Origin of the sequence: Capillimicrobium parvum (assembly GCF_021172045.1) — a bacterium.
GTDB lineage: Bacteria > Actinomycetota > Thermoleophilia > Solirubrobacterales > Solirubrobacteraceae > Capillimicrobium > Capillimicrobium parvum.
Window position 1 is genome coordinate 3765181 of record NZ_CP087164.1, and the last position, 24998, is coordinate 3790178.

A 24998-nucleotide genomic window follows, 5' to 3' on the forward strand; every position below is an offset into this window, starting at 1 on the left:
TCGCGTGGCGAAGCGCCGAGCTGGCAGTCGTGCTGATCGTCGCCGCCGTCGGAACGCTCGCGCTGCACGGCGTGCTCGTGGCGCTGCACTTCCGCGCCACCGACGAGGTCGCTCCCGCGATCGGCCCGATCTGGGCCGCGCTGATGATCGCGATCGCCGTCGCCGCCGTGCTCCTCGACCGCCGGCTCGCCGGCCATCTGCACCGGCGCATGGCCGTCGCCGCGCTCGCCGGCGCCGCGACCGCGCTCGCCATGACGCCGTTGATGGCCGGCCTGCTCGGGACGCGCCAGCCACCGTTCACGATCCTCCGCGGCGACATGGCCTTCCGGACCGAGGCGGTGACCCGGTTCGCGGCCACCTGGCATCTCGACGACTACACGTTCCGCGGCCTGCACAGCTTCTATCCACCTGCCTGGTTCTGGCTGGGCGGCCGGCTCGCGAACTGGACGGGCGCGACGCCATGGCACGTCGTCAAGCCGCTGACCATCGGGACGGTGGGCGCCGCGCTGCTGCTGGCGTTCTGCCTGTGGCGGATGGTCCTGCGTCCCGGCTGGGCGCTCGCCGCCGCGATCGGCTCGTCGCTCGTCCTGCCCACCCAGACCGAGGCGATCGCCCATGCGACCGAGGCGTGGTACTCGCCGTACTCGTGCCTGGTCGCGATCTGCGGGGTGGCGTGGCTGGCCGCCGCGTGGACGACGGTCCGCGCCCCCGGAGACCGCGGGCGCCTGGCGTTGCTGGCGGTCGCCGGAGCGGCGCTGGCGCTGACCTACGACCTGCTCTTCGTGCTGCTTCTGGCGGTCCTGCTGGCCCTGGCGACCGTGAGCCGCCGGGAGCGGCGTGCCGCACTGCAGCGCGCCGGCGCGGTGTGCCTCGGCGTGGCGGTCCTGACGGCCGTGTTCTGGGTGCCCCTCGTCCTCGCCATCGCCGGAGGCTCGGCTGCGCAGGGCCACTACGTCCGCCCCGACTTCCTGCGCGTCACCACCGGTCTCGGCGGACCGGTCGGACTCACGGTGGTCGTGGTCGCCGCCGTCGCGGCGCTCGCCCTCACCCTGTGGCGCCCGGCCAGTCAGGCGGTCGCGGCGCTCCTGGTGGCCACGATCGCCTACCAGCTCGCCTCCGTGGCCACGTTGCTGCTCGCCCACCAGCAGCTCCAGCCGCACCGCGCCGTCACGATGCTCTGGGCCACGGCCGGCGCGGCGGTGGCGGTCGCGCTGCCGACGCTGGGCCTCGGCCGGACGACCATCGATCCCCGCCTCGTCGCGGCCCTGGCCGTGGTGACGGTCGGCGCCACGTTCGGCCTGGGCGCCGCCCAGGGGACCACGCAGGCGACCGGTCCGTTCACGCGCGCCGCCCACGCCCCGGTGGATCTGGCCCCCAGCACGGAGATGGCGCGGTTCATCACCACCGCGACGGCACGCCGGCCGCAGGCCGTGACGGTCGCCAGCACGGATCGCGCACTGCTGGTGACGCGACCGTTTCACGGGTTCCTCGCGCTGGGGGCCCGCTATGCGCATCCGGACGCGCAGGTGGGCCGGCGCATCGGCGTCCTACGCGCCGCCGCGGCCTGTCCGGACCCGGCGTGTGCCGCCCGCACCCTCGCGCGGACGCCGTTCGGCCCGGTCGATGCGCTCGTCCTCACGCGTACGCCGGCCGGCCTGCGGATCCGCACGGACCGCGACGGCTTCCCGCAGCCGGTCCCGGTCACGATCACCTTCCGGCCCGGACTCCTGGATCGGGCGCACTGGCAGCGCCACGACGTCGGCGCCGACGCCGTCCTCGTCCGTCGCGGCGCAGCCGGCTGAGCGCCGAACGAATTCAGGCGCGCGTCAGGACGCGCGGCGACGATGGGGCCCGTGTCCGCCGCGGCAAAGCCCAGGTCGCCCACGCCATCCGTGGCCGGTGCGCTGCGCATCCCGTCGATCTCGCAGTTCGTGCGCTTCGCGGTGGTCGGCGCCGGCGGGTACGTCGTCAACCTCGCCGTCTTCGCGTTGCTGGTCGACGGCGCCGGCATCGACTACCGCGCCGCCGGCGTGCTGGCGTTCCTGGTCGCCGTCGCGAACAACTTCCACTGGAACCGCCGCTGGACGTTCGCGACGACCGGACCCGGAGCGCTGCGGCAGGCGTGGCGGTTCCTCGTGGTCTCGAGTACGGCGGCGCTCCTGGGTCTCGGGCTTCTGACCGTCCTGGTGGGGCTGCTGGGGGTCGAGAAGCTCGCCGCCCAGGCGATCGCCACCGTGTCGGTCCTGCCGGTGAGCTTCGCGGGCAACCGGCTGTGGACGTTCGGCGCCGGGCCGCGGGCGGTGGCGCGATTCGATCGCCGCGAGCGGGAGAGACGCGGTCCGGAGATGCGCCAGGAGCCGATCCAGCGACCATGACCACGCGGCGAGCCGGGCCCGTCGCCACGCTGCTGGTGCTGCCGGCGGCGGCCGCCGCGCTCGCCGGATGCGGCGGGCACACCAGCACCCACGAGGCCGCGACGAGCGGTCCGCGGCCGAAGGCCGCGACCGTGGCGCGGCGCCCTGCGCGGCCCGTGGCGCGGCCGGTCCTGCGTCTGGTGCGCGCCCGCCGGCTGCCCGGACCGGTCCAGCTTCCCGCCGTCGCTGCGGGCCCGGCCGGCGTGCTCGCCATCGGTGGACTGGATGCCGCCGACGCGTCCTCGTCGGACATCCTGCGCGTGGCGCCCGCCCGGCCGCGCCTCGTCGGTCGCCTCCCGGACGCGATCCACGACGCCGCGGCAGCCGCGCTGGGTCCGGCGACGTTCGTCTTCGGCGGCGGCGGGGCCGGCGGCCCGAGCGACGCGATCCTGCGCGTGGACCGCAGCGGCGCGACCACGCCGGCGGGGCGTCTGCCGGCCGGAGCTTCGGACATCACCGCCGCGACGATCGGTCGGACGGCCTATCTCGCCGGCGGCGACGCACCCGCCGGAGCGCTGCGCACCATCGTGGCGTTCACCCCCGGCCGGCCCGCCCACGTGGTCGGCCGGCTGCCGCGCCCTCTGCGCTATGCGGCGGTGGCGGCCGTCGACGGAGCGCTGATCATCGCCGGCGGCACGTCCGGGCCGAGCGCCCGCCGCGAGGTGCTGCGCTTCGACCCGGCCTCGGGTCGCGTGCGGCAGATCGGGCGACTTCCCGCCCCGACCACCCACGCCGCCGCGGCGACGCTCGGCGGCCGCGTCTACGTGCTGGGCGGCCGCGGCGATGCACCGTCATCCCAGCGGGACACGATCCTGGCCATCGATCCGGCCACCGGACGGGTCCGGCGCGCGGGGCGCCTACCCCGTGCCGTCTCGGACCTGGCGGCGGCGACCGCCGGCTCCCGCATCGTGGTCGCCGGCGGCCGGGACGCGACCGGGAGCGTTCTCGACGAGCTCTGGTGGCTCGCTGCGTCCAGCACGGCGACCCGGAGCTCACCGGCCCGGGCGCCCACCGCGGGGGTCTACGCCCACGCCACCGCGCGCGACATCAGCCCGGCCGTCCGCGGGGATCCGGCGCGCGTCTACGTGCCCGACTCGGAGGCCGATCGCGTCGACGTCATCTCCCAGCGCACCGGAAGGGTGATCCGGAGCATCCCGGTCGGCCGCCAGCCGCAGCACGTCACGCCGTCGTGGGACCTGCGCACGCTCTGGGTCAGCAACGACCTGGGCAACTCGCTGACCCCGATCGATCCGCGCACCGGCCACGTCGGGCGTCCGGTGCCGGTGACCGACCCGTACAACCTCTACTTCACGCCCGACGGGCGCCGGGCGATCGTCGTGGCCGAGGCGCGGCGCGAGCTCGACTTCCGCTCTCCGCACACCATGCGCCTGCGTCACGCCCTGAAGGTGCCCGGGTGCCGTGGCGTCGACCACATGGACGACACCGCCGACGGCCGCTACGCGCTGGTCTCGTGCGAGTTCGCGGCGCGGATGATCGTCGTCGACCTGCGCCGCGAGCGCGTCGTGCGCACGATCCTCCTGCGCCCGGGCTCGATGCCGCAGGACGTCAAGGTGTCCCCGGACGGCCGGACGTTCTACGTCGCCGACATGGCGTCAGGCGGGGTCTGGCTCATCGACGCCCGCACCTGGCGGCGTCTGCGCCTGCAGCCCACGGGCCGCGGCGCCCACGGGCTCTACCCGAGCCGCGACAGCCGGTGGCTGTACGTCTCCAACCGCGAGGAGGGATCGATCAGCGTGATCTCGTTCGCCACCCGCCGGCCCGTGGCGAAATGGCAGCTCCCCGGTGGAGGAAGCCCGGACATGGGCGGGGTGTCCGCCGACGGCAGGGTCCTCTGGCTCACCGGTCGCTACAACGCCGAGGTCTACGCGATCTCCACGCGCAGCGGCCGGCTGCTGCGCCGCATCCCGGTGGGCGCCGGTCCACACGGCGCCGCGGTCTGGCCTCAGCCCGGCCGGTACTCGATCGGCCACACCGGTATTCTGCGCTAGAGGCGGGAGCGGTCATGTTGCCGTCAGGTTCGCAGGCGCACCATGAAGATCATGTCGCCGTCCGAAAGGGGCCTCCCCGCCGGGCCGGACCCACGGATCAGCGTGGTGGTCCCGGTGTTCGACGTCGAGCGCTACCTCGAGGAGTGCCTGGACTCCATCGCGCACCAGTCCTTCGCCGATCTCGAGGTCATCATGGTCGACGACGGCTCGACGGACGCGTCGGCGGCGATCGCGCGCCGCTTCGCCCGGCGCGATCGCCGGTTCCGGCTCGTCACCCAGCCCCACGGCGGGCTGGCCAGGGCGCGCAACGCCGGAGCCGACCAGGCCCGGGGCGAGTTCCTCTGCTTCGTCGACAGCGACGACAAGCTGGCGCCCGACTTCTGCGAGCTGCTGCTGACCGCCCTCGACCAGACCGGCTCGGACTTCGCCACCGGCAACGTGCTGCGCTTCGACAGCCAGGGCACGCGCCAGGCGCCGTTCGTCGCGCGCACGTTCCGCCAGACGCGGCTGGCCACCCACGTCACCCGGTTCCGCGGCCTGCTCGTCGACCGGATCGTCCCCAACAAGATGTGGCGCCGGTCGTTCTGGGACGCACACGCCTTCCGGTTCCCCGAAGGCCGCGTGCACGAGGACGTCCCGGTCGTCGTGCCCGCCCAGTTCCTGGCCCGCTCGGTCGACGTCATCGCCGACCACGTCTACCTGTATCGCGAGCGCGAGGGCGACGACCGCTCGATCACGCAGCGGCGCAACGAGCTGCGGATGCTGCTCGACCGGCTCGCCGGCGTCGAGTACGTGACCGAGTTCCTATGCCGGGAGTTCGGCGCGGAGGCCCGGCGCTGGTACCAGGAGAGTGCGGTCGCCGAGGACCTGCGCTACCACCTCAACGTCCTCGGCGACGCCGACGACGCGTATCGGCAGACGTTCCTGGACCGCGTCAACGCCTACCTCGCCCAGGCTCCGGCCGACGTCGAGAAGGGCCTTCCGGCGATCGACCGCCTCAAGTACCACCTCGTCCGCCGGCGTCTGCTTCCCGAGCTGCTCGAGGTCCTGCGCTTCCAGCAGGAGGAGCTCGCGCACGTCGCGCCGATCCCCGTACGCGGCGGCTGGGACGGCGACTACCCCTTCCGGGGCGACCGCCGCCTGGGCGTTCCCGCGCATGTGTACCGCCTCGGGGCCGAGCTGCGGGCGTCGGCCACGGTCGAGTCCCTGAGATGGGACGACGACGCCTTGGTCATCCAGGGGACGGCGTCGCTGACCGTGGCCGGCGCACCCGCGCCCGGTGCGCCCCGCGTGCACCTCATCGCCGTGCGCCCGGGACGGCTCGCGCGACTGCGCCGCCACGTCCTCCCCATGCGCCTGACGACCGCGACGACCCAGACGGACGGCGTCTCCGGGTCCGCGGGCTTCCAGGCGCGGCTGCCCCTGCGCCGGCTGCGCCGCGGCCGGCGCTGGGACCGGCGGCCGCTGGACGTGCTCGTCGTGGTCCGCAACGGCGGCGTCACCCGGCGCTTCTCGAAGTTCGGCGCCGATCCCGGCCTCACCGCGAACTCGGCCCAGAGAGCGCTCGACGGCGAGGCGACCGCGCGGGCGCTCCGGCAGCCGAGCGGCCACGTCCGGGTCGAGGTGTGCCGCGGGTGGGCGACGGCGCGGACGCACCGGACCTCCGGCGACACGCTGCGCATCGAGGGCATGCTGGGCGTCCCCGGCGACGGCGAGATGACCCTCGAGATCGCCCACCACGACGCCGACCCCGAACTGCGTGTGCCCATAAGACTGAGCTCCGGCGCATCGCCGCAGCCGTTCGCCGCCGACGTGCCCTTGCGAGGGTTGTCCGCGCCCGGCGGCGAACCGGCGACCTGGGAGCTCTGGGTCAGCGGGCGCGGCGGCCGCGAGCGGCTCGAACTGGACCATGACACCTCCGGTGAGCCGCAAACGCCCGCCGTCTCGGGCGGCATGGCACGGCTGGCGCAGACCGCCACCGGCCATGCCGCCCTGCTGACCTCCCCGCCAGCCGCCCGGGCCCCACGTCGTCACGTCAGGACGGCCGAACGTGGAAGCCGCGACCACAGCATGCCCCTCGCCCCCTAGCGCTCTCCCGCGGAGCGCGCCTACCATGGCGGCTCGATGACGTCGTTCGCGATCACCGCCGGGATCTGCGAGGACGACGACGAGCTGCGCGGGGTGCTGCGCAGCGCGCTCGAGCGCGAGGGGATGACGGTGCGCGCCACCGCGTCCGGGACGGAGGCCGTGCGGGCGTACGGCGACGATCCGCCGGATGTGCTCGTCCTCGACGTCGGCCTGCCGGACGCCGACGGGCGCGACGTCTGCCAGGCCCTGCGGGCCCGCGGGGTGCGCACCCCGGTGCTGTTCCTCACGGCGCGCGACGCGCTGCCGGACCGGCTCAGCGGCTTTCACGCCGGCGGCGACGACTACCTCACCAAGCCGTTCGCGCTCGCCGAGCTGCTCGTGCGGGTGCATGCGCTGCTCGCCCGCGCCCACCCGCCGGCCACGTCCGCGGGGGCCTCGGAGGGCGTCGTCGTGGACCCGGCCGCGCACGCGATCCTGCAGGGCGACGAGCGGGTCGAGCTGACGCCGACCGAGTTCCGGCTGCTCGCCGCGCTGGCGTCGCACCCGGGCCAGGTGGTGCGGCGTGCCGCACTGATCGCGGCCGCCTGGCCCGACGGCGCGATCGTCCACGCCAACACGCTCGACGCCTACGTGGCGCGCATCCGGCGCAAGCTGCGTCGTGCCGGTGTCGCGCAGACGATCGAGACGGCGCGCGGCGTGGGCTATCGCCTCCAGTGAGCTTCCGCAGCCGGCTCCTGCTGGTATCGCTCGCAACGCTCGCTGTGGGCCTGGGCGCACTGCTGATCGCCGGCAACCTGCTGCTCGCGGCACGCGTCAACGCCGACGTCGACGACCTCCTGCGCGCGCGTACCGACGCCCAGATCGCCGCCCTGCGGGTCACGGCCGCCGGCGTTCACGTCCGCCACGTCGCCAACGACCGCCTGCTCGACCGCGAGGCGTGGGTGCTGGACGGTGGCGAGGTCGTCGAACGGCCCACGGGCGCGACCGCCGAGCTGGACGCCCGGGCCGTGGCGCTCGGCCGCCGCGGGGTGACCGCCACGGCCGACGGCCCGGGCGACATCCGCCTGCATGCGGAACCGGTCCACGCGCGCAGATCGAACGAGCCCGTGGGCGCGGTCGTGGTCGGACTCTCGCTGGACCCGTTCGAGCGCCTCCAGGGGGGCGTGCTCATCGGATCGATCGTCATCGCGGGGCTCGTGCTGCTGGCCGGCGGCCTGGCGATCCGTCGGGCGATCGACGGCGCGCTGCGACCGGTCGTCCAGATGACCGACCGCGCCCGTCACTGGGGCGCTCACGACCTCGACCGCCGCTTCGAGCTCGGCGAGCCGCGCGACGAGCTCACGAGCCTGGCCGCGACCCTGGACGGCCTGCTGGCGCGCATCGCCGCCTCGCGCCGCCACGAGCAGCACTTCGCCAGCGAGGTCGCCCACGAGCTGCGCACGCCCCTGGCCGGGCTGCGGGGCCGGGCCGAGCTGGCGCTGGGTGCGCAGGGCCCGGGCGCCGACGCCGAGCGCGACGAGGCGCTGCGCAGCGTCGTCGACCAGGTGACGCGTCTCGACCGGGCCATCGACACCCTGCTGGCGATGGCGCGCCGCGACCTCGACCCCGCCCTCGGGACGACCGACGTGGCCGCGCTGGCCCACGAGATCGAGGGCGTCACGGTGCGGGCGGCCCCGGATCTGCCGCTCGCGGCGGGTGACGACGGAGTGATCCGCCAGGCCCTCGCGCCGCTCGTCGACAACGCCCGCCGCCACGCACGCGACCGGGTGACCCTCGAGCTGGGCGCCGCGCCCGGACGCGTGCGCGTGACCGTGCACGACGACGGACCCGGGCTCGATCCCGCGCTCGGCGAGCGGGCGTTCGAGCCGGGCGCGCGCGGCCCCGGCGAGCCGGCCGGCGGCGCCGGGCTCGGGCTCTCGCTCGCCCGGCGGCTGGCGCGCGCGTGCGGCGGCGAGGTGACGATCGGCGACGGCCCCGGCGGCTGCTTCGTCCTCGAGCTGCCCGCCGTCGCGTCGTTCGAGCGCCGCTGAGAACGCGCCGACCAGTCAGGTGCCCGCCAGGCTGGCAGCGCCACGCTGCCCGCCATGACCACACACGCTCAGCCGCCGGCCATGTCCATGGGGCGGCGGATGCTCAACAAGGTCCCGGAGATAACGCTGATCTTCTGGGCGATCAAGATCATGTGCACGACGGTGGGTGAGACGGCCGCCGACTACCTCAACGACAACCTCGGCCTCGGACTCACGAAGACCACCTACGTGGCCGGGGCACTGCTCGCGGGGCTGCTCGTGGTCCAGTTCGCCCTGCGCCGGTACGTGCCGCTCGTCTACTGGGCCGTCGTGGTCGTCATCAGCGTCTTCGGCACGCTCATCACCGACAACATGACCGACCGCTACGGCGTGCCGCTGACGACGAGCACGATCGTCTTCGGCGTCGTCCTCGCCGCCGTGTTCGCCGTCTGGTATGCGATGGAGCGCACGTTGTCGATCCACTCGATCGTCACGACGAGGCGCGAGGCGTTCTACTGGCTGGCGATCCTGTTCACGTTCGCGCTCGGCACCGCCGCCGGCGACCTGGTCGCCGAGCGGTTCGACGTGGGCTACGCCGTGTCGATCGCCCTGTTCGGCGGGCTGATCCTCGCGGTCGTCGTCGCCCACTACGCGTTCCGGATGAACGCCGTCCTGTCGTTCTGGCTGGCGTACATCCTCACGCGGCCGCTCGGCGCCTCGATCGGCGACGAGATGTCCCAGAACACCCACAAGTACGGCGGTCTGGGGCTCGGGACGACCGGGACGAGCTACATCTTCCTCGCCTGCATCCTCGGTCTGGTCGCCTACCTGACCGTGACCAAGCGCGATCAGACGCCGCCCGAGGCGGTGGCCGCCGCGCAATGACGCCGCCGGGCGGCGCGGCGCGGCCGCGCCGCCCGGCCGTCCGTCGCGATCAGTCCGCGGTTCCGACCGGCGCCCGGAGCCGGCGGACCGCCACCGTCACGACGATCACCGCCACCGCCGCGACGACCGCGTAGTCGACGTAGCGCAGCGCGTGGTGCACGCTCTCCCAGCGGGTGCCGACCGCCCAGCCGATCCCGGCGAACACCGCGCACCAGATCAGCGAGCCGGCCAGCGTCAGCAGGGTGTACGGGCCGACCGGAACGCGGAACACGCCGGCCGGGATGGAGATGAACGAGCGGACGAGCGGTACCAGCCGGCCCAGGAACACCGCTCGCCCGCCGAAGCGGACGAACCAGCGCTCCGCCCGCGCCAGGCGCTCGGGACCGAGATGCAGCCACCGGCCATGACGCTCGACGAGCGGGCGCCCGCCGGCCACGCCGATCCCCCAGCCGGCCAGCGAGCCGGCGAGGTAGCCGAGAGCACCGGCGGCCGTCACCACCAGGTATGCCGGGACGCCGTCGGGGACGTCGATCCCGAGCACCGTCGCGTGATGCGCGAGCACCCCGGCCGCCAGGACCCCGGCGTAGAGCATGACGAGCTCGCCACCGGCGGGAAGGATGGCGTCGACGGCCATCAGGAGGAACACGGCGAGCACGCCGTGGGTGCTCACGGCGTCCGTGAGCTGTCCGGTGATCGAAGCGAGCATGGCCTCACGATGGGTGGCCGAAGCTGACCGAAGCCTGAACGAGCATGGTCTCAGACCGGCCCGCTGGGCCGCCGCGGCCGGCCGGGCTCCTGTCGCGGCAGCCGCGACGGCGACCCCGCGACCGCGGTCGCGGCGCACGCCGCCGGCCCGGCGGACGCGGGCGCGGCACGCTCGTCGCGCAGCCACGCGGGGACGGAGGCGTCGGGATGGGCGAAGTCGAACGCGGCGGTCAGGTCGCCGGTCGCCGCCCTGCGCCACCGGCTCAGATGCGGGACCTCCGCGCCGAAGCGCACCTCGAGGAACCGCAGGATCGAGCTGTGGTCGAAGACCTCGGAGCACACGAACCCGCCGCGCGAGAACGGCGAGACGACGAGCAGCCCGACGCGCAGGCCGAGCCCGACGGGTCCGCGCACCCCCTGGGCGCTCGCGGGCAGGCGGGCGCCCGCCAGGAACTCGCCGCGGGTTCCGGGCGCCGGCACCGGTGGGGCGACGTGGTCGTAGAAGCCTCCGGCCTCGTCCCAGGTGACGAACACGGCGGTGCGGGCCCAGCGCCGCTCGTCCGCCGTCAGCGCCTGTAGGACCTGGGCGACCATCGCCTGGCCCGCGTGCACCGAGGAGGCGCCGGGGTGCTCGCTGGAGGCCATCGGCGCGAACACCCAGCTGACCGGAGGCAGCGCACCGTCGCGTACGTCGGCGAAGAAGTCGCGCGGGAACCGGTGCGACGCGGCGCCCGCCAGCCGGCGGCGACGACGGATCGCGGAGAACCCGAAGAGGACGTTGGTGAAGTCGTCGCGCCCCTGTCCGCTGTAGATCCGCCACTCCACCCCGCGGGCCGCGAGCTGCTCGAGCATGGTCGTCCAGCCGAAGTGCGGCCGGCTCCCCGGGGGGACGTCGTCGATCAGCGGCCCGCCGTGGCGGCCGTCCGGGTCGATCGACGCGCTGAGGGCGAAGACCTGGTTCGGGTGGCTGGGCCCGAGCACCGGCGCGTGGTGGCGGTCGCAGATCGTGAAGGCCTGCGCCAGCCGGAAGTAGAAGGGGAGATCGCGACGCTGGTAGTAGCCCATGGCCGGCGCCGGGCCGAACGGCACGGCCGCGTGCCCCGGCACGCGCGCAAAGCCGTCCATCCGCCCCTCGTCCCAGCATGCGTGCACCGAGCTCCAGCGGTGCTCCGGGTCGGGCACGCATCCGGTCCGGCCGGTCGTCGGGATGTGCCATGGGCCGACCCCGGGCCCGGCGCCATCCCGCTGCACGAGCAGCTTCCGGGCCGCCGCGTCGTGGAACCCGACAACGCCCGGGAACGTGCCGAAGTAGTGGTCGAAGGAGCGGTTCTCCTGCATGACGACGACCACGCGGTCGATGTCGGCGATGCGACCGCTGCGCCGGCTGGGACCGGGCGGGCGCCGCCGGCCCTGCGCCTCCTCCCAGGGCTCGAACGCGAGCCCGCCGGCGACGGCGGCGCACACGGCGCCCGCGCCGAGGCGCAACACCGCCCTGCGCGTCAGGCCGTCCGCCATGAGGCCATGCTGTCGGCCGTGCCTGACCGGTACATGAGCGCCGGGTGACAGTTGACACCGCAGCACGCTGTTCTGTTTAGTGGCCCCTCGGGGGATGCGTACACCGCAAGGAGGGTCGGGTCATGTTGCGATTCCGGGTTCTGGCATTGGCGAGCCTGTCGGCGCTGGCGATCACCGTGGCCGCATGCGGGTCGGGTGACGACGGGGGCTCGACGACCGCGGACACGCAGGCGTCCGCCTCGACGCAGGCGGCGGGGACGACGGCGAGGGCGTCGAAGGAGCCGATCGTCATCGGCGCCGCGATCGACCAGACCGACTTCATGAAGTCCTTCGACGGCCCCGCGCTCGCGGCGGCGCAGATCGAGGCCAAGAAGATCAACGACGCCGGCGGCGTCGACGGGCGGATGATCGAGTTCAAGACGATCAACACGCAGCTCAAGCCCGACAAGACGCGCTCGGCCGCGCTCGACCTCGCCGACCAGGGCGCCTCCGTGCTCTGGGTGACCTGCGACGTGGACCTCGCGACGCCCGCCATCCAGGTCGGCCTCGAGAAGAAGCTGCTGACCGTCGCCCCCTGCATCGGCACGGATCAGATGGGTCCCAAGCGCTTCGGCGACGCGGGCAAGCTGGCGTTCTCGCTCGGCAACCTCGCCCAGGACGAGGGCGCCGCGATGGCCCAGCTGGCGTCCGACAAGGGCTGGAAGACGGCCGACGTCGTCTCCGACAAGCAGCTCGTCTACACGCAGAACGTGTGTGACGCGTTCGCCAACAAGTTCGAGCAGCTCGGCGGCAAGGTCACCCACCGCGAGACGTTCACGCAGGGCGACAACACGATCAACCGCGTCGTGTCGAAGACCAACGGCGCCAAGGCCGACGCGATCGCGCTGTGCACCGTGCCGGGCAAGGACGTCGCCGCCTTCGTGTCCGGCCTGCGCGGGCTCGGCAACACCACGCCGATCGTCACCCCGTGGTCGCTCGACGGCAACTTCTGGCTGCCCAAGAGCACCTCCGCCTCGGACAACATCTACACCGTGACCTACGCGTCGGTGTTCGGCGACGACCCCGACCCCGCGGTGCAGCAGCTCATCGACGCCATGAAGGCCCAGGGCGAGGCGCCGGTCACCGGCGGCTTCGTCACCGGGGCGGCGGCCGTCGACGCCATCGCCGCGGCGGTCAAGGACAACGGCGGCGACACCGACGGCGCGCAGCTCGCGGCGAAGTTCGAGGCGTTCAAGGACCTGCCCACGGTGTCCGGCAAGATCTCGTTCTCCGACCAGTTCCACTCGGTCTTCGGGCGCGACTACCGGGTCATCACCACGAACAAGGGCACGCGCGCCTACGAGGAGTCCGTCAAGCCCGATGCTCCGGCAGACCTGTCCCAGTAGCCCGCCGCGGCCGGACGACGTGGGCGGGTGAGCGAGGGCACCGCCAATCCGGCGGACGCGCTCGAGGCACGTGGTGTCTCGCGCGCGTTCGCCGGCGTGCAGGCCGTCCAGGACGTCAGCCTCCGCGTGGGGCGCCGTGAGGTCGTCGGGCTGATCGGCCCCAACGGCGCGGGCAAGACCACGCTGATCAACCTGATGACCGGCTTCGACCGGCCGACGGGCGGCGCGATCCTGCTCGACGGCGAGGACGTCAGCGGCTGGTCGCCGGCGCGGCGGGCGCGGGCGGGGCTGGCCCGCACCTTCCAGCACGGCCACCTGTTCGGCGGGCTCAGCGTGCGCGAGAACGTCGAGGTGGCGGCGCTCGGCGCGGGCGCGGGCCCCCGGGCGGCCCGCCGGCGCGCCGAGGAGCTGCTCGGCGCGCTCGGCCTCGCGGGCCAGGCCGACCGCGACGCCCGCCTGCTCCCGCACGGTGAGCAGCGCAAGCTGGGCGTGGCGCGGGCGGTGGCCGCCGAGCCGCGCTACGTGCTGATGGACGAGCCCGCCGCGGGCCTGGTCGAGACGGAGGTGCCGAGCCTGATCGACCTCGTGCGCTCCGTTGCCGAGGCGCACGGCGCGGGCGTCCTGCTCGTCGACCACAACATGGCGCTGGTCATGGCGGTCTCCGACCGCATCCAGGTCCTCGACCAGGGACGCACGCTCGCCGAGGGCTCCGCCGCCGAGATCCGCGCCAACGTCGACGTGGCCAGCGCCTACCTGGGCGGGACGGGCATCGCCGGACAGGAGGCGCATGTCTGACGCGACGCTCGCCGTCGACGGCCTCGAGGTGCGCTACGGGCCGGTCGCCGTCGTGCGCGGCCTCAGCCTGAACGTCAGGGCCGGCGAGGTCGTCGGGTTGATCGGGCCCAACGGCGCCGGGAAGACGACCACGCTGTCCGCGATCATGGGCCTCGTCGCGGTCAGGCGGGGCACCGTGCGCCTCGGGGACCGCTCCCTGGTCGGCCGCCGGCCCGAGGACATCGCGCGCACCGGCGTGGCGCTGGTCCCGGAGGGCCGCCACCTCTTCCCCATGATGACCGTCGAGGAGAACCTGCGCCTCGGACTCAGCGGGCGGCGCTCGCTCGAGGGCCTCGACGACGACCGGGCGTGGGTCGACGGGCTCTTCCCGGTTGTGCGCGAGTTCGCCGACCGCCGCGCGGGCGAGCTGTCGGGCGGCCAGCAGCAGCAGGTCGCGATCGCGCGGGCGCTGCTGGCCAGGCCCGAGGTGCTGCTGCTCGACGAACCGTCGCTCGGGCTGGCGCCGACCACGGTCGAGGCCGTGTTCGCCGCGCTGCGCAAGGTCCGCGAGCACGGCGTCACGGTCCTGCTCGTCGAGCAGCGCGCACAGCTCGCCGTCGCCTTCTGCGACCGCACCTACGTCATGGTCGCGGGCGAGTGCCGGATCACGCTCACGCCCGCCGACGCCAACGACACGACGCGGATCATCGCCGCGTACTTCGGCGCATGAGCGTCCTGCAGTCGCTCATCGACGGGATCGCGCAGGGCGCGGTCTTCGCGCTCGTCGCCGTCGGGATCGCGCTCGTGTTCGGTGTCCTGCGGCTCGTGAACTTCGCCTACGGCGAGCTGATCACGATCGGCGGCTACACGCTGGCGCTCACGAGCGACTGGCCGATCCCGCTGTCGCTGCTGGCCTGCCTGGCCGCATCGGTCGCGCTCGCGGTGCTGACCGAGCGCGTCGCCTTCCGCCCGCTGCGCAACGCGGCGCCGGCGACCACGCTGGTCGCGACGTTCGCGGTCGCGTTCTCGCTGGAGGCGGTGTGGCGCATCGCGTTCGGCGTCGACGGCCGCAGCGCCGACGTGCTCGGCGGCCTGAACCGGACGGCGATCAGCGGGGCGCTCGACGTGCGCTGGATCACGATCGTCGAGCTCGTGCTCGGCGTCGCGCTGCTCGCCGCGCTGGGGCTGCTGCTCAACCGCACGAACATCGGCCTGCAGATGCGCGCGGCGGCGGCCGACATCCGCACCGCGCGCGCCCTCGGCGTCCGCGCCGACCGGGTCATCACGTTCGCGTTCGTCCTCGCCGGCCTGCTCGCCGGCGTGGTCGCGATGCTGCTGACCGCAGCCGCGCCGCTCGTGGAGCCGACGTTCGGGCTGCAGATCACGATCTTCGCGCTCGTCGGCGTCGTCGTGGGCGGCATGGACAACCTCGTGTCGGCGACGCTCGGCGGGTTCGCGCTCGGCCTGGCGAACTCCCTGCTCGGCGACATCCTGCCCGCCGACGAGCGGGTGTTCCTGCCGTCGTTCACCTTCCTGCTCGTCATCATCGTCCTCGTGCTGCGGCCGGCGGGCCTGTTCCGCTCGCGCTCGGCGGCCGGCGTGGAGCGCGTGTGAGCAACCGCAACGGCATCGCCGCGATGCAGCTCGCCGGGCCCGTGGTCCTGCTGCTGATCGTCGGCCTCGTCGGCAGCACGGTCAGCGAGGCGCGTCAGCAGGACTTCATCACCGCGCTGGTGCAGGCGACGATCGTCATCGCGATCTACGTCTTCGTCGGCAACTCGGGCGTGCTCTCGTTCGGGCACATCTCGTTCGTCGCGGTCGGCGCCTTCGCGGCGGGGATCATGACCATCCCGTCCCTGGTCAAGCCGACGCTGCTGCCCGACCTGTGGCCGTTCATCGCCGACCACACGATCTCCAACGTGGCGTCGCTGCTGCTGGCGGTGGGGCTGGGGGCGGCCTTCGCCCTGCTCGTGGGCGCCCCGCTGATGCGTCTCGCCGGGCTGGCCGCCGGGATCGCGACGTTCGCCGTCCTCGAGATCACCCACAACGTCCTGCGCTTCTGGGAGAAGATCGGCCCCGGCGCCAAGACGCTCTCGCTCGTGCCGACCACCACCGACATGACGCAGGCGACGATCGGCGCGATCGTCGCGGCGCTCGTCGCGTGGGGCTACGGGCGCACGCGGGCGGCCCGGCAGCTGCGCGCGTCGCGCGAGGACCCGGCGGCCGCGCTGGCCAGCGGCATCCGCATCCATCGCCAGCGGCTGCTGGCGTTCGCGATCAGCGGCGGCCTCGCCGGGCTCGCCGGCGCCCTGCTCGTGCACCAGCTCGGCTCGATCACGACGGAGCAGGTCTACCTAGAGCTGACGTTCATCACGCTGGCGATGCTCGTCGTCGGCGGCATGAACAGCCTCTGGGGCGCGACGGTCGGCGCGCTGCTGATCTCGTTCCTGGACACCTACCTCGGGCGCGCCGAGGACGGTCTCAACGTCGGCGTCGGCCATGTGACGCTGCCCGACGGCTCGAGCTTCGTCGTGCTCGGCGTGCTCATGGTCGTCATCCTCGTGCTGCGGCCCAGCGGCCTGACCGGCGGGCGGGAGTTCCGGCTCCCGGGCCTGGGCCGCGGCCGCGGCGGGTCGTCACCCCCGCCGGCGGCCGAGGCGGGCGACTCGCCCCGCCCGCCCCGGCCGGGCGCAACGCTCGCCTCGTAGGCGCCGGCCCCGCCGCACTTGCGCCGTCTGGGAGACTGCCGAACGCCACCGCCGCCATGTGGTCTGGACCAGCCGCGGCTGACCGGATCACGGAGAGAGGACGGACTTCGATGAGACCCAGTTGGCACAACGGCCGGATCGCGGGGCTCGCCTGCGTCGCCGCCTGCGGCGCGCTGGCATCGTCCGCGTCCGCCGCGACCGGGCCGGTGCCCGGGCTCGACCCCGCGGCGCTCGAGGTGATGAACCAGCCGGCGTACGCCAACGGCGAGTGGTTCATCTCGGTCCGCGACCTCGACACCGGCGCGCCGTTGATCTCGCTCAACGCCGACACGCTGGTGGAGCCCGGCTCGGTGGTCAAGACCTACAGCATGGGCGCCGGCTGGCAGCAGTTCGGCCCGGACCACCGCGTCGTCACGCCGGTCAAGCGCAGCGGGCGGCTCACGGGCGGCAGGCTGCGCGGAAACCTGATCCTCGTCGGCCAGGGCGACATGACGATGGGCGGCCGCACCAAGCCCAACGGCGACGTCGACTTCACCAACCTCGACCACAACGACGCCAACGACCTGCCCGGAGCGACGCTGACGCCGGAGAACCCGCTCGCCGGGCTCGACCAGCTCGCCCAGCAGGTCCGGGCGTCCGGCGTGCGCCGCGTGTCCGGCGACGTCATCGTCGACGACCGGCTCTTCGAGACGTTCCACCTCGAGAACGGCCCGGTCACGCCGATCATCATCAACAACAACCTCATCGACTTCACGACGACCCCGCGCGGCGTGGGCCGGACGGCCAAGGTGGTCATGCGGCCCGTGGTCGCCCCGTGGAAGGTCACGAGCCAGGTGCGGACGGTGGCGGCCGGCGGAACGACCAAGATCAAGGTGACGTCGCCGGCGCACGGCAGGGTGGTGCTCACCGGCACGATCGCCGCCGACAGCGACCCGGCCGTCAACACGTACGCCTTCGAGGACCCGGCCCGGTACGCGCGCACCGCGTTCATCGAGGCGCTGCGCGGCGCCGGCGTCAAGGTGAAGGCCAACGCCGTCGCCGCCAACCCGGTGCGCCTGCTGCCCTCCAAGCGCGCCGTCACGGCCCTGCCGGCCGTCGCGCGTCTGCAGTCGCTGTCGCTCGACCAGGAGGCCACGTACGTCCTGAAGGTCAGCTACAACCGAGGCGCCCAGACGATGATCTGCCTCCTGGCGGTCGCCGCGGGCAGCACCAAGTGCGACGACGGCCTGGCCAAGGCCCAGCAGATCTGGAGCGCGGCGGGACTCGACACCGACGGGGCGGTCCTGATCGACGGCTCCGGGCTGACCGGCAACCTGATCACGGCCGACAACCAGGTGCAGCTGCAGACGATCATGGCCCGGCGCCCGGACGCTGCCGCCTGGCAGGCGACGCTGCCGATCATGGGCGTCGACGGATCGCTAGCCCTCGTCCAGCCGGGCGGTCCGGCGAGCGGCAAGATCTTCGCCAAGACGGGAACCCTCGCCTCCGGCGATCTGTTCAACGACCGGATCCTGTTCCCGGCGAAGGCGCTCGGCGGCTACATCGACGCGCGCAGCGGCCGGCGGCTCGCGTTCGCCATCGTCGCCGCCAACTCCGTGTTCACGACCATCGAGGGGGCCTTCGCCGCCAACGACGACGTGGGCAAGGTGGCCACGCTCATCCAGCAGGGCTACTGACCGGCCCGGCGCGGCTTGGTCAGAGGCTCTGCTGGAGCGCCTCGGTCATGAGGCCCTGGCCGCGGAAGATGTCGAGGATGTCGGTGAACTCCCGCAGCGGGACGTTGTTGACCATCAGCGCGAAGGACAGCCGGCGGCCGCTCTGCGTCGTGATGTACCCGACGAGCGTCTGAGCCAGGAGGAGGGTCCGGCCGTCCGGCGTGTTCGTGGCCCTCGTGCCGGTCTTGGCGAAGACGTGCCCGGCCGCCGGTGAGTCCTCGAGCGTCGTCGCCAGCGACCCGTCACGGCCGAGGATCGGCAGCCCGGCCTCGAGGGCCGGGCCGTAGGGCTGACCCGCCACGGCCCGGTGGAACGCGGTCATGTCGCCGGGCGTCGCGCGCGCGACGTCGATGCTGCCGGCCGGGTCGAACAGGAACGTCGACGCCGGCGACACCCCCAGCGGGGTCACTGTCCGCATCATGCCGGCGGCGGCGTCGTTGCAGTCGCGGCTGCCGCGGGCGACGGCCACGAGGCACCCGAACAGCTGGGCGCCGCGGTTGTAGCTGACCTTCAGCACGATCTTCACGTACTCAGACAGCGGCGGCGAGACGAACTGCGCCACGCGGCTGCCGCTCGGGTACCGGCCGCGCCTGGGCAGGAGCCGCTGCCGGTTCGGCGCCGGCGCCGGCGCGTCGACGCGGACGCCGGCGCGCTCGAGCGCCTCGACGAAGGCGGTGCGAGCGAACCGCGCCGGGTCCGGCAGCACGAACTTCTGCAGCTGAGGGTCCGCTCCAGCGGGGATCTCGCCGTGCACCTCGATCACGCCGTGGCCGGCATCCTCGACGGAGAGCGCAGTCTCGCCGCCCGGGGGCGTCGTCTTCGCCCGGCTGACGACGCGGTAGGCGGAGGTGTGGGGACGCCAGCGCACCGTGGCGCGCCGGCCCGGTGACGTCGGCGCGACCGTGATGTCGATCAGGTTCTCGTTGATCCAGATCGAGTCGATCGGTCCGTCCGGCCAGCCGTCGAACGGCGTGAAGAGCCGGTTGTCGACAACAACGTCGCCGCTCACCCGCCGGATGCCCGACCGCCGCACGGCGCGAGCCAGCTGCCGGACGCCGGCGAGCGGATCCACTCCTTCGAGCTGCTGCGCGAAGGGGAGCGTGCCCGCCTCGTTGTGGTCGAAGTCGGTGAAGGCGAGGGTGTCGTCGGGCCGGTTGCGCAGGCCGAAGCTGAAGTCTCCGGTGCCGACCAGCGCGAGATCGCCGCGCAGGACCCCTCGGCGAACGCGGCCCAGGGCGTGGACCGGCGTGCGGAACCGGTAGCCGGGGCCGAGCGCGCGAAGCACCGCGGCCGCCGCGTAGTCCTTGATGATCGAGCCGGGGACGAACTGCTCGTTGGCGTTGCGCCGGTACAGCGACTCGCCGGTCGCCATGTCGACAACGTCCCAGCCCCATGTGCTGTTCGCGTAGCGCGCCTCGCCGGTCACGGCATCGAAGGCGCCGGTGACGGAGGCAGGGACCTCGGCGGCGGCCGGCTGGGCCGCCGGCAACCCCACAGCCATGACCGCGACGGTCAGGGTTGCGGCCCAGCGCAGAAAGCCCCGCCCGCCCATGGACGCGAGGGTATCCGCTTCACCGCGGCCGTGCCGGATCTCTTCGCTCCGGCGATCGGAGCGCTCGATCATGAACCCGCGTGACTTCGAGTCATTCACCGACGCAGACGGCACGAGCGGCCGGTTGATCCAGGATCGCCGTGCGGGGGTCGGATCGCCGCCTCCCCCGGTACCTTTGTCGCCGCACCGCTGACCCGCACGCCGGCCGGTCGGCACGACCCCGATGGGAGCCGGAGACGATGCCAGACACGGAACGCCGCACCGACGCGCCACCGACCACGGAGATCACGCTCGCCTCGGGCCTGCAGCTGTCCGTGGCCGGATCGTGCCGCGACGTCGAGGCGGCGATCGTCGGCGCGGCCCGCGGGGCGATGATGGAGCTCGCGTGGCTCGACGACGCCGCGACGGGGCAGCCGGTCGGCGTCAACCCCGACCACGTGCAGACGCTACGCGCGCACCCCGGCTGAGCGGCGGTCAGCCCGCCGCCGCGCCGACCCGCTCGAGCGCTTCGCGCGACGCCCGTTCGCCCGCCGAGATCGCGCCCTCGATCCAGTCGTTCTGCGGCAGGCCCGTCTCGGCGCCGGCCCAGACGATCGGGCCGATCGGGGCGCGCAGCGACGGGCCGACGGTCGACAGCGTGCCGCACCCCAGTCCGGTCCCGCAGCCCAGCGACCATGGGTCGCCGACCCAGCTGAAGAGGTGCACCTCGACCGGTGCCGGACCGTCGCCGAAGTAGTTGCCGACCTGCTCGACGAAGAGCTGCTTGGCCGCCTCCTCGTCGCCCATCACGTCCGACCAGCGCGCGACGTCGCGGCCGGTGATCGGCGCAAAGCCCACCAGCCGTCCGGCGCCCTCGTCGTCGGGACCGGTGGCGTCGACCAGGACCCAGACCGGGTCCTGGCCGAGCCCGAGCCCCATATAGCCCTTCTCGCGCCACCACGGCTCGTCGTAGATCGCCTGGAACTTGATGCCGTGGCCCATCAGATAGCGGTCCTGCAGGCGGTCGCGGGCCGGCGGCAGCCGCGGCTCCCACTCGATGCGCGGGCACAGCGCCGGCGCGATCGCCACGACGAGCGCTTCGGCGCGGATCGCGCCGCGGTCGGTGTGCACGGTCACGCCGCCGGCGGCGTGCTCGACGCGGCGCACCGGCGCCTGCTCGAAGATGCGGTCGCGCAGCGGCTCGGCCACGCGCGTGACGAGGTCGGACGTCCCGCCCTGAAGGCGGTGCGAAGTCCCCATCTCCCACTGCTCCCACAGGCCCATCGCGTGAAGCGTCCACAGGCAGAACAGCAGCGACAGCTCCTCGAACGCGCCGCCCATGAAGTAGAACTCCGCCGCCAGTCCGGCCCGCGCGCCCGGATCCGCCACGTTCGCGTCGACCCACTGCAGCAGCGTCTGGGCGTCCCACTCCGCTGCCCGGGGCGCGTTCCAGGGATCCTCGATCGGCACCTGCGCGGCCATCGCATCCAATGCCTTCGTGGCGGCGTGCAGCGCCGCGCCGCTGTCCGGCGTCTTCTCGTACGGAAACGCCTCGAGCAGCCGCTCGCCCTCGTGGTAGCGCACCAGCTGTCCCTCGCCGACTCCCATGGGGATGATCGGCACGCCGAGCTCGTCCGCGAGCGCCCTGATCGACGCCATGTGCTCGCCGACCAGCTCGCCGCCGGCCTCGAGCACCCGGCCCGACGGCGTCACGACCCGCTTCAGGCGCCCGCCGACGCGGTCGCGCGCCTCGACGACCGCCACGTCGACGCCGGCCGCGGCGAGCCGGCGGGCCGCGACGAGGCCGGAGATGCCGGCGCCGACGACGACGACGTCGGCGCGCTCGGGAAGGGCGGGCAGGGTCATGCGGAGTCCTCCGGGGTGAACGTCAGGTGGACGGCGGTCGGGACGCGGAAGCCGAAGCTCGGCTCGGGCCGCAGGTCGCTGCGCTGCTCGTCGAGGCGGATGTCGCGCAGGCGATCGAGCACCTTGTTGACGGTGACGTCCGCCTGCAGGCGGGCCATCTGGGCGCCCGCGCAGCGGTGCGCGCCGCGGCCCAGGGTCAGCTGGTTGCGCTCGAGGTTGCGCCGCGAGACGTCGAACGACGCGGGATCCGGGAACTCCGCCGGGTCGTGGTTGCCCGCGATCGTCGCCACCAGGACGAGCGAGCCCGCGGGGATCTCGACGTCGCCCACGGTCGCGTCGGCCACGCACTGGCGAAACAGCCATGGCACCGGCGACTCGGTCCGCAGCGCCTCGAGCATGAACTGGCGGATCAGCGAGCGGTCGGCGCGCAGGCGCTCCTGCAGCTGCGGATCGCGGCCGATCCGCGCCAGCATGTCCGCGAGGTGGCCGCCCATCGCGTGGTCGGCACCGAAGATCGTCACGGTCAGGTGCTTGGCGAGCGCGTTGGGGTCCAGCGCGCCGTCGCGCTCGACCTGGAGGCGCACCACGTCTGTGACGTAGTCGTTCTCGACCGGCTCGGCGTGCCTGCGCTCGACGAGCTCGACGCACAGCTCGAGCATCCCCATCCAGCTCTCGCGGAGCTCGTCGAGCAGCTCCTGCGGCGCCGCCGGGTTGTTGTCGGCCACCGACAGCACGGCGGACAGGCGCTTGATGAGCGGGTCGGCCTGCTCCGGCAGGCCCATGATGCGCCGGACGACGTGCAGCGCCATGGGGTCGGTGAACTGGTGGCGGAAGTCACACCGGCCGTCCGCGGCGAAGGCGTCGATCAGCCCGTCGACGACCTCCTCCACCATCGGCCGGAAGCTCTCGAGGCGGTCGCGCTCCACGAGCTGGAGCACCCAGCTGCGCTTGACCTTGTGGTCGGCGCCGTCGGCGAAGAAGACGTTGCGGTCCTCGTAGAACGTCGGCACGCCGGGGCGCGGCGAGGGCACGGCGTTGGCCTCGAAGGCGGGCAGGACGCCGGAGAGGTCGTTCACGAAGACGTCCGCGCGGGTGAGCACCGACGCGCACTCCTCGAAGCCGGTCACGAGGTAGGTGACGACGCCCTCGGGACTGGGCTCGCGATAGCGGTACACCGGCGCCTGGTCACGGATCTCCTCGAAGTACCGGAACGGGCAGCGGAGGGTGTCCTCGTCGGGCGGCCAGGCGTCGAAGCCCTCGAGCGCCGGCGTGCCCGCGGCTGCGTGGTCCGTCATGGCTGCGCTTCCTCCATCGGGTTCGTGGTCAGGCCGTCCTCGCCGTACAGTTCGAGCCGGCGCCCGTCCGGGGTGTTGACGACCGGCATCCCCGCGTAGCGCGGCGCGCGGGCGACGAACTCCGTCGCGGTGCGGTAGCCGGCACGCGGCTCGCGCTGCCACACCGCCCGGCCGTCCCCCTTGGGCCGGAAGTGCGGCATGACCTCCTCGGCGAGCAGCGTGATCGACTTGTGCTGCAGCCACGTGGGCGCGCTCCACGGCTCCGTCACGATGACCCGGCCGGCACCCATCTCGCCGGTGACCTCGGCGAGGCGCTCGCGCACCGTCTCCGGCGAACCGGCGATGACCGAGCCGCTGTCGATCATCTCCTTCCAGGTCAGCTTGGAGGGGTCCGAGCTGCGATAGCCGCCGGCCATCATGCCGCGCAGCGACGCCATGCTCACATGACCGGGCGGGAACGACTCGTGAAACGGGAACCGGAACACGTTCTGGACGCCCCACAGCTCGTGGTGCTCGATCTCGCGCTGCGCCTCCCGGTCGGATTCCGACACATGCACCTCGAGCACCGCCGTTATCTGCTTCGGATCGGCCTCGTAGCCGCTCTGGCGGCACAGCTCGCGGAACGTCTCGCAGTTGCGCAGCAGCACCGGCCGCGGGACGAGGATCGCCTGATACGTGAAGCCGTACTTCGCCGCCAGCTCCAGGCTCTCGCGCGAGCCCGCGGCGGGGATGAAGACCGGCGGGTGGGGCTGCTGGCGCGGCTTGGGCCACACGTTGACGTACGGGATGTGGAAGTGGTCGCCCTCCCAGGCGAACGGCCCGTCCTCCGTCCAGATCCTGTGCAGCAGCGCCACCGCCTCGCGGTAGCGCGATCGCGCGTGAGCCGGGTTCGTGACGCCCTGCGCGTGGTACTGGACGCCGATCCCCACCGGCAGGCCGACGGTCAGCCGCCCGCCCGAGACCATGTCGACGAGCGCGATCTCCTCGGCCAGCCGCACCGGCGACAGGTAGGCGTTGGCGATCGGCCCGACCGCGGCGATCCGGATTCCCTCGGTCTCCCCCGCGAGCCACGCCGCGCCGGTCAGCGCGTTGCCGAACAGCGCCAGCGGATGGTTGTGCTGCTCGAAGATCAGCGCGCCGTCGAAGCCCAGCTCCTCGGCCTTGCGCGTGCTGGCGAGCACGCGGTCGTAGACGCGCTGCCCCAGATCGGGGTCGTAGGCGCTGTTGGACAGGTCGATGCCGATCGACTCGCGATCGTCGGCCGGCGGGAACCACAGGTAGGTGGCGTCGACCATCGAATAGAACTCGAGCTCGTGCATCAGCGGCCTCCGATCAGGGTCGCGACCTGCTCGGCCGTCCGCTCGGCCTCCTGCGCGATCAGGCCGTGGCCGGTTGGCCCGTCCTTGCCCGCCACGGTGGCGACGGCGGCGACGCCGAGGATCTCCGCGTAGCGGTCGGCGTGGGCGCGCGGGAGGATCCGGTCCTCCTGCGCGGCGATCACCTGCGCGGGGCAGCGCACACGGCCCAGCCGGCGGTCGAGCTTGTGGTCGTAGCGCGGGTTCCACGCGACCTTGGCGAACGCGGTCAGCTCGGCGTAGGACTGAAACAGCGTCTCGTCGCCCTCGTCGAACTGGTCGGCGTAGGCGTCCGCCCGGCCGTTGAGGCAGAGGTCGAGATAGCGCTCACGGCTCATGCGGAAGATGTCGGTGGGGGTGTGGCCCGGCACGCGCAGGCCGAGGGGCGCGATGAGCGTGAGGCTGCGCAGCCGCTCGGGATAGAACGCGGCGATCTCGGCCGCGATCCAGCCGCCGAACGAGTGGCCGACGAGATGCAGCGGCCCCAGGTCGAGCAGGTCGGCCAGCTCGGCGTAGTGCAGCACGAGGTCGTCGAAGCCCTCGAGCCAGTCGGGCAGCGGCGTGTCGCCGAAGCCGGGGTGCTCGGGGGCGACGAGATCGCCGTACTGCGACAGCGCCTCGTGGAACGGCAGCCAGCGACGGGTCATCCCGACGCCGTGCAGGTGGAGGATCGGTTCGCCCGCGCCTTGGCGGCGGTACGCGACGTCCACGCCGCGTACCTCGACACGGCGGACCGGCGGCGCG

At 73.5% G+C, this 24998-nt stretch carries 21 protein-coding genes; 14 read left to right on the forward strand and 7 right to left on the reverse strand.

Annotation, left to right across the window (positions count from 1 at the left end):
- Positions 1 to 29 precede the first annotated feature (29 nt).
- From DSM104329_RS18370 to DSM104329_RS18400, 7 genes are read left to right on the forward strand one after another with little or no spacing between them, the layout of a single operon-like run.
- Positions 30 to 1802 (forward strand): arabinofuranosyltransferase, encoded by a 1773-nt coding sequence (locus tag DSM104329_RS18370; RefSeq protein ID WP_259311299.1) that lies wholly within the window; start codon positions 30 to 32, stop codon positions 1800 to 1802.
- A 51-nt stretch (positions 1803 to 1853) separates the two neighbouring features.
- A complete protein-coding gene (locus DSM104329_RS18375; RefSeq protein ID WP_259311300.1) occupies positions 1854 to 2375 on the forward strand; it encodes a GtrA family protein in 522 nt (173 codons plus the stop codon).
- Entirely contained in the window at positions 2372 to 4423 is a 2052-nt protein-coding gene (locus tag DSM104329_RS18380; protein ID WP_259311301.1) for a YncE family protein, read from the forward strand. Before DSM104329_RS18375 ends, DSM104329_RS18380 begins: the two co-directional genes overlap by 4 nt.
- A 42-nt stretch (positions 4424 to 4465) precedes the next feature.
- Positions 4466 to 6511: a glycosyltransferase family 2 protein gene (locus DSM104329_RS18385; protein ID WP_259311302.1), complete on the forward strand. Its 2046-nt coding sequence runs from the start codon at positions 4466 to 4468 to the stop codon at positions 6509 to 6511.
- Positions 6512 to 6547: 36 nt separating this feature from the next.
- Entirely contained in the window at positions 6548 to 7228 is a 681-nt protein-coding gene (locus DSM104329_RS18390) for a response regulator transcription factor (protein WP_259311303.1), read from the forward strand.
- Positions 7225 to 8541 (forward strand): HAMP domain-containing sensor histidine kinase, encoded by a 1317-nt coding sequence (locus DSM104329_RS18395; protein WP_259311304.1) that lies wholly within the window; start codon positions 7225 to 7227, stop codon positions 8539 to 8541. Before DSM104329_RS18390 ends, DSM104329_RS18395 begins: the two co-directional genes overlap by 4 nt.
- Before the next feature lie 54 nt (positions 8542 to 8595).
- Entirely contained in the window at positions 8596 to 9405 is an 810-nt protein-coding gene (locus DSM104329_RS18400; protein WP_259311305.1) for a COG4705 family protein, read from the forward strand.
- 49 nt (positions 9406 to 9454) lie between these two features.
- Here DSM104329_RS18400 and DSM104329_RS18405 read toward each other — a convergent pair whose 3' ends face one another.
- Positions 9455 to 10111 carry a DedA family protein gene (locus DSM104329_RS18405; RefSeq protein WP_259311306.1) on the reverse strand — a complete coding sequence of 219 codons (657 nt, stop codon included), beginning with the start codon at positions 10109 to 10111 and terminating at the stop codon, positions 9455 to 9457.
- Between the two features lie 50 nt (positions 10112 to 10161).
- Positions 10162 to 11625, reverse strand: coding sequence for a phospholipase C (locus DSM104329_RS18410; protein WP_259311307.1), 1464 nt, complete (start codon positions 11623 to 11625; stop codon positions 10162 to 10164).
- 122 nt (positions 11626 to 11747) lie between these two features.
- Between DSM104329_RS18410 and DSM104329_RS18415 the strand changes: the two genes are divergently transcribed.
- From DSM104329_RS18415 to dacB (DSM104329_RS18440), 6 genes are all read left to right on the forward strand, one after another.
- Positions 11748 to 13010 (forward strand): ABC transporter substrate-binding protein, encoded by a 1263-nt coding sequence (locus DSM104329_RS18415; protein ID WP_259311308.1) that lies wholly within the window; start codon positions 11748 to 11750, stop codon positions 13008 to 13010.
- A 27-nt stretch (positions 13011 to 13037) separates the two neighbouring features.
- Positions 13038 to 13805, forward strand: a complete 768-nt coding sequence (locus tag DSM104329_RS18420) for an ABC transporter ATP-binding protein (RefSeq protein WP_259311309.1) — start codon at positions 13038 to 13040, stop codon at positions 13803 to 13805.
- Positions 13798 to 14514, forward strand: a complete 717-nt coding sequence (locus DSM104329_RS18425; RefSeq protein WP_259311310.1) for an ABC transporter ATP-binding protein — start codon at positions 13798 to 13800, stop codon at positions 14512 to 14514. The genes DSM104329_RS18420 and DSM104329_RS18425 overlap by 8 nt, the downstream gene beginning before the upstream one ends.
- A complete protein-coding gene (locus tag DSM104329_RS18430; RefSeq protein ID WP_259311311.1) occupies positions 14511 to 15398 on the forward strand; it encodes a branched-chain amino acid ABC transporter permease in 888 nt (295 codons plus the stop codon). The genes DSM104329_RS18425 and DSM104329_RS18430 overlap by 4 nt, the downstream gene beginning before the upstream one ends.
- Positions 15395 to 16492, forward strand: a complete 1098-nt coding sequence (locus DSM104329_RS18435; protein WP_259311312.1) for a branched-chain amino acid ABC transporter permease — start codon at positions 15395 to 15397, stop codon at positions 16490 to 16492. The genes DSM104329_RS18430 and DSM104329_RS18435 overlap by 4 nt, the downstream gene beginning before the upstream one ends.
- 110 nt (positions 16493 to 16602) lie before the next feature.
- Positions 16603 to 18168, forward strand: a complete 1566-nt coding sequence (dacB, locus tag DSM104329_RS18440) for a D-alanyl-D-alanine carboxypeptidase/D-alanyl-D-alanine endopeptidase (RefSeq protein ID WP_259311313.1) — start codon at positions 16603 to 16605, stop codon at positions 18166 to 18168.
- A 19-nt stretch (positions 18169 to 18187) separates the two neighbouring features.
- Here dacB (DSM104329_RS18440) and dacB (DSM104329_RS18445) read toward each other — a convergent pair whose 3' ends face one another.
- Positions 18188 to 19708, reverse strand: a complete 1521-nt coding sequence (dacB, locus tag DSM104329_RS18445; protein ID WP_259311314.1) for a D-alanyl-D-alanine carboxypeptidase/D-alanyl-D-alanine endopeptidase — start codon at positions 19706 to 19708, stop codon at positions 18188 to 18190.
- Positions 19709 to 19998: 290 nt separating this feature from the next.
- Between dacB (DSM104329_RS18445) and DSM104329_RS18450 the strand changes: the two genes are divergently transcribed.
- The gene (locus tag DSM104329_RS18450; RefSeq protein ID WP_259311315.1) at positions 19999 to 20226 is read left to right on the forward strand and encodes a hypothetical protein; all 228 of its coding nucleotides are present in this window, start codon (positions 19999 to 20001) and stop codon (positions 20224 to 20226) included.
- Between the two features lie 7 nt (positions 20227 to 20233).
- On the opposite strand, the gene DSM104329_RS18455 is transcribed toward DSM104329_RS18450, so the two are convergent.
- The 4 genes from DSM104329_RS18455 to DSM104329_RS18470 are packed head-to-tail and all read right to left on the reverse strand — an operon-like array spanning position 20234 to position 24964.
- On the reverse strand, positions 20234 to 21604 hold the full coding sequence (locus DSM104329_RS18455) for a flavin monoamine oxidase family protein (RefSeq protein ID WP_259311316.1): 1371 nt from the start codon (positions 21602 to 21604) through the stop codon (positions 20234 to 20236).
- Complete coding sequence (locus DSM104329_RS18460; RefSeq protein WP_259311317.1) at positions 21601 to 22899, reverse strand: cytochrome P450; 1299 nt, start codon at positions 22897 to 22899, stop codon at positions 21601 to 21603. Before DSM104329_RS18460 ends, DSM104329_RS18455 begins: the two co-directional genes overlap by 4 nt.
- Complete coding sequence (locus DSM104329_RS18465) at positions 22896 to 24218, reverse strand: LLM class flavin-dependent oxidoreductase (RefSeq protein ID WP_259311318.1); 1323 nt, start codon at positions 24216 to 24218, stop codon at positions 22896 to 22898. Before DSM104329_RS18465 ends, DSM104329_RS18460 begins: the two co-directional genes overlap by 4 nt.
- On the reverse strand, positions 24218 to 24964 hold the full coding sequence (locus DSM104329_RS18470; protein WP_259311319.1) for an alpha/beta fold hydrolase: 747 nt from the start codon (positions 24962 to 24964) through the stop codon (positions 24218 to 24220). The genes DSM104329_RS18465 and DSM104329_RS18470 overlap by 1 nt, the downstream gene beginning before the upstream one ends.
- Positions 24965 to 24998: the final 34 nt, after the last annotated feature.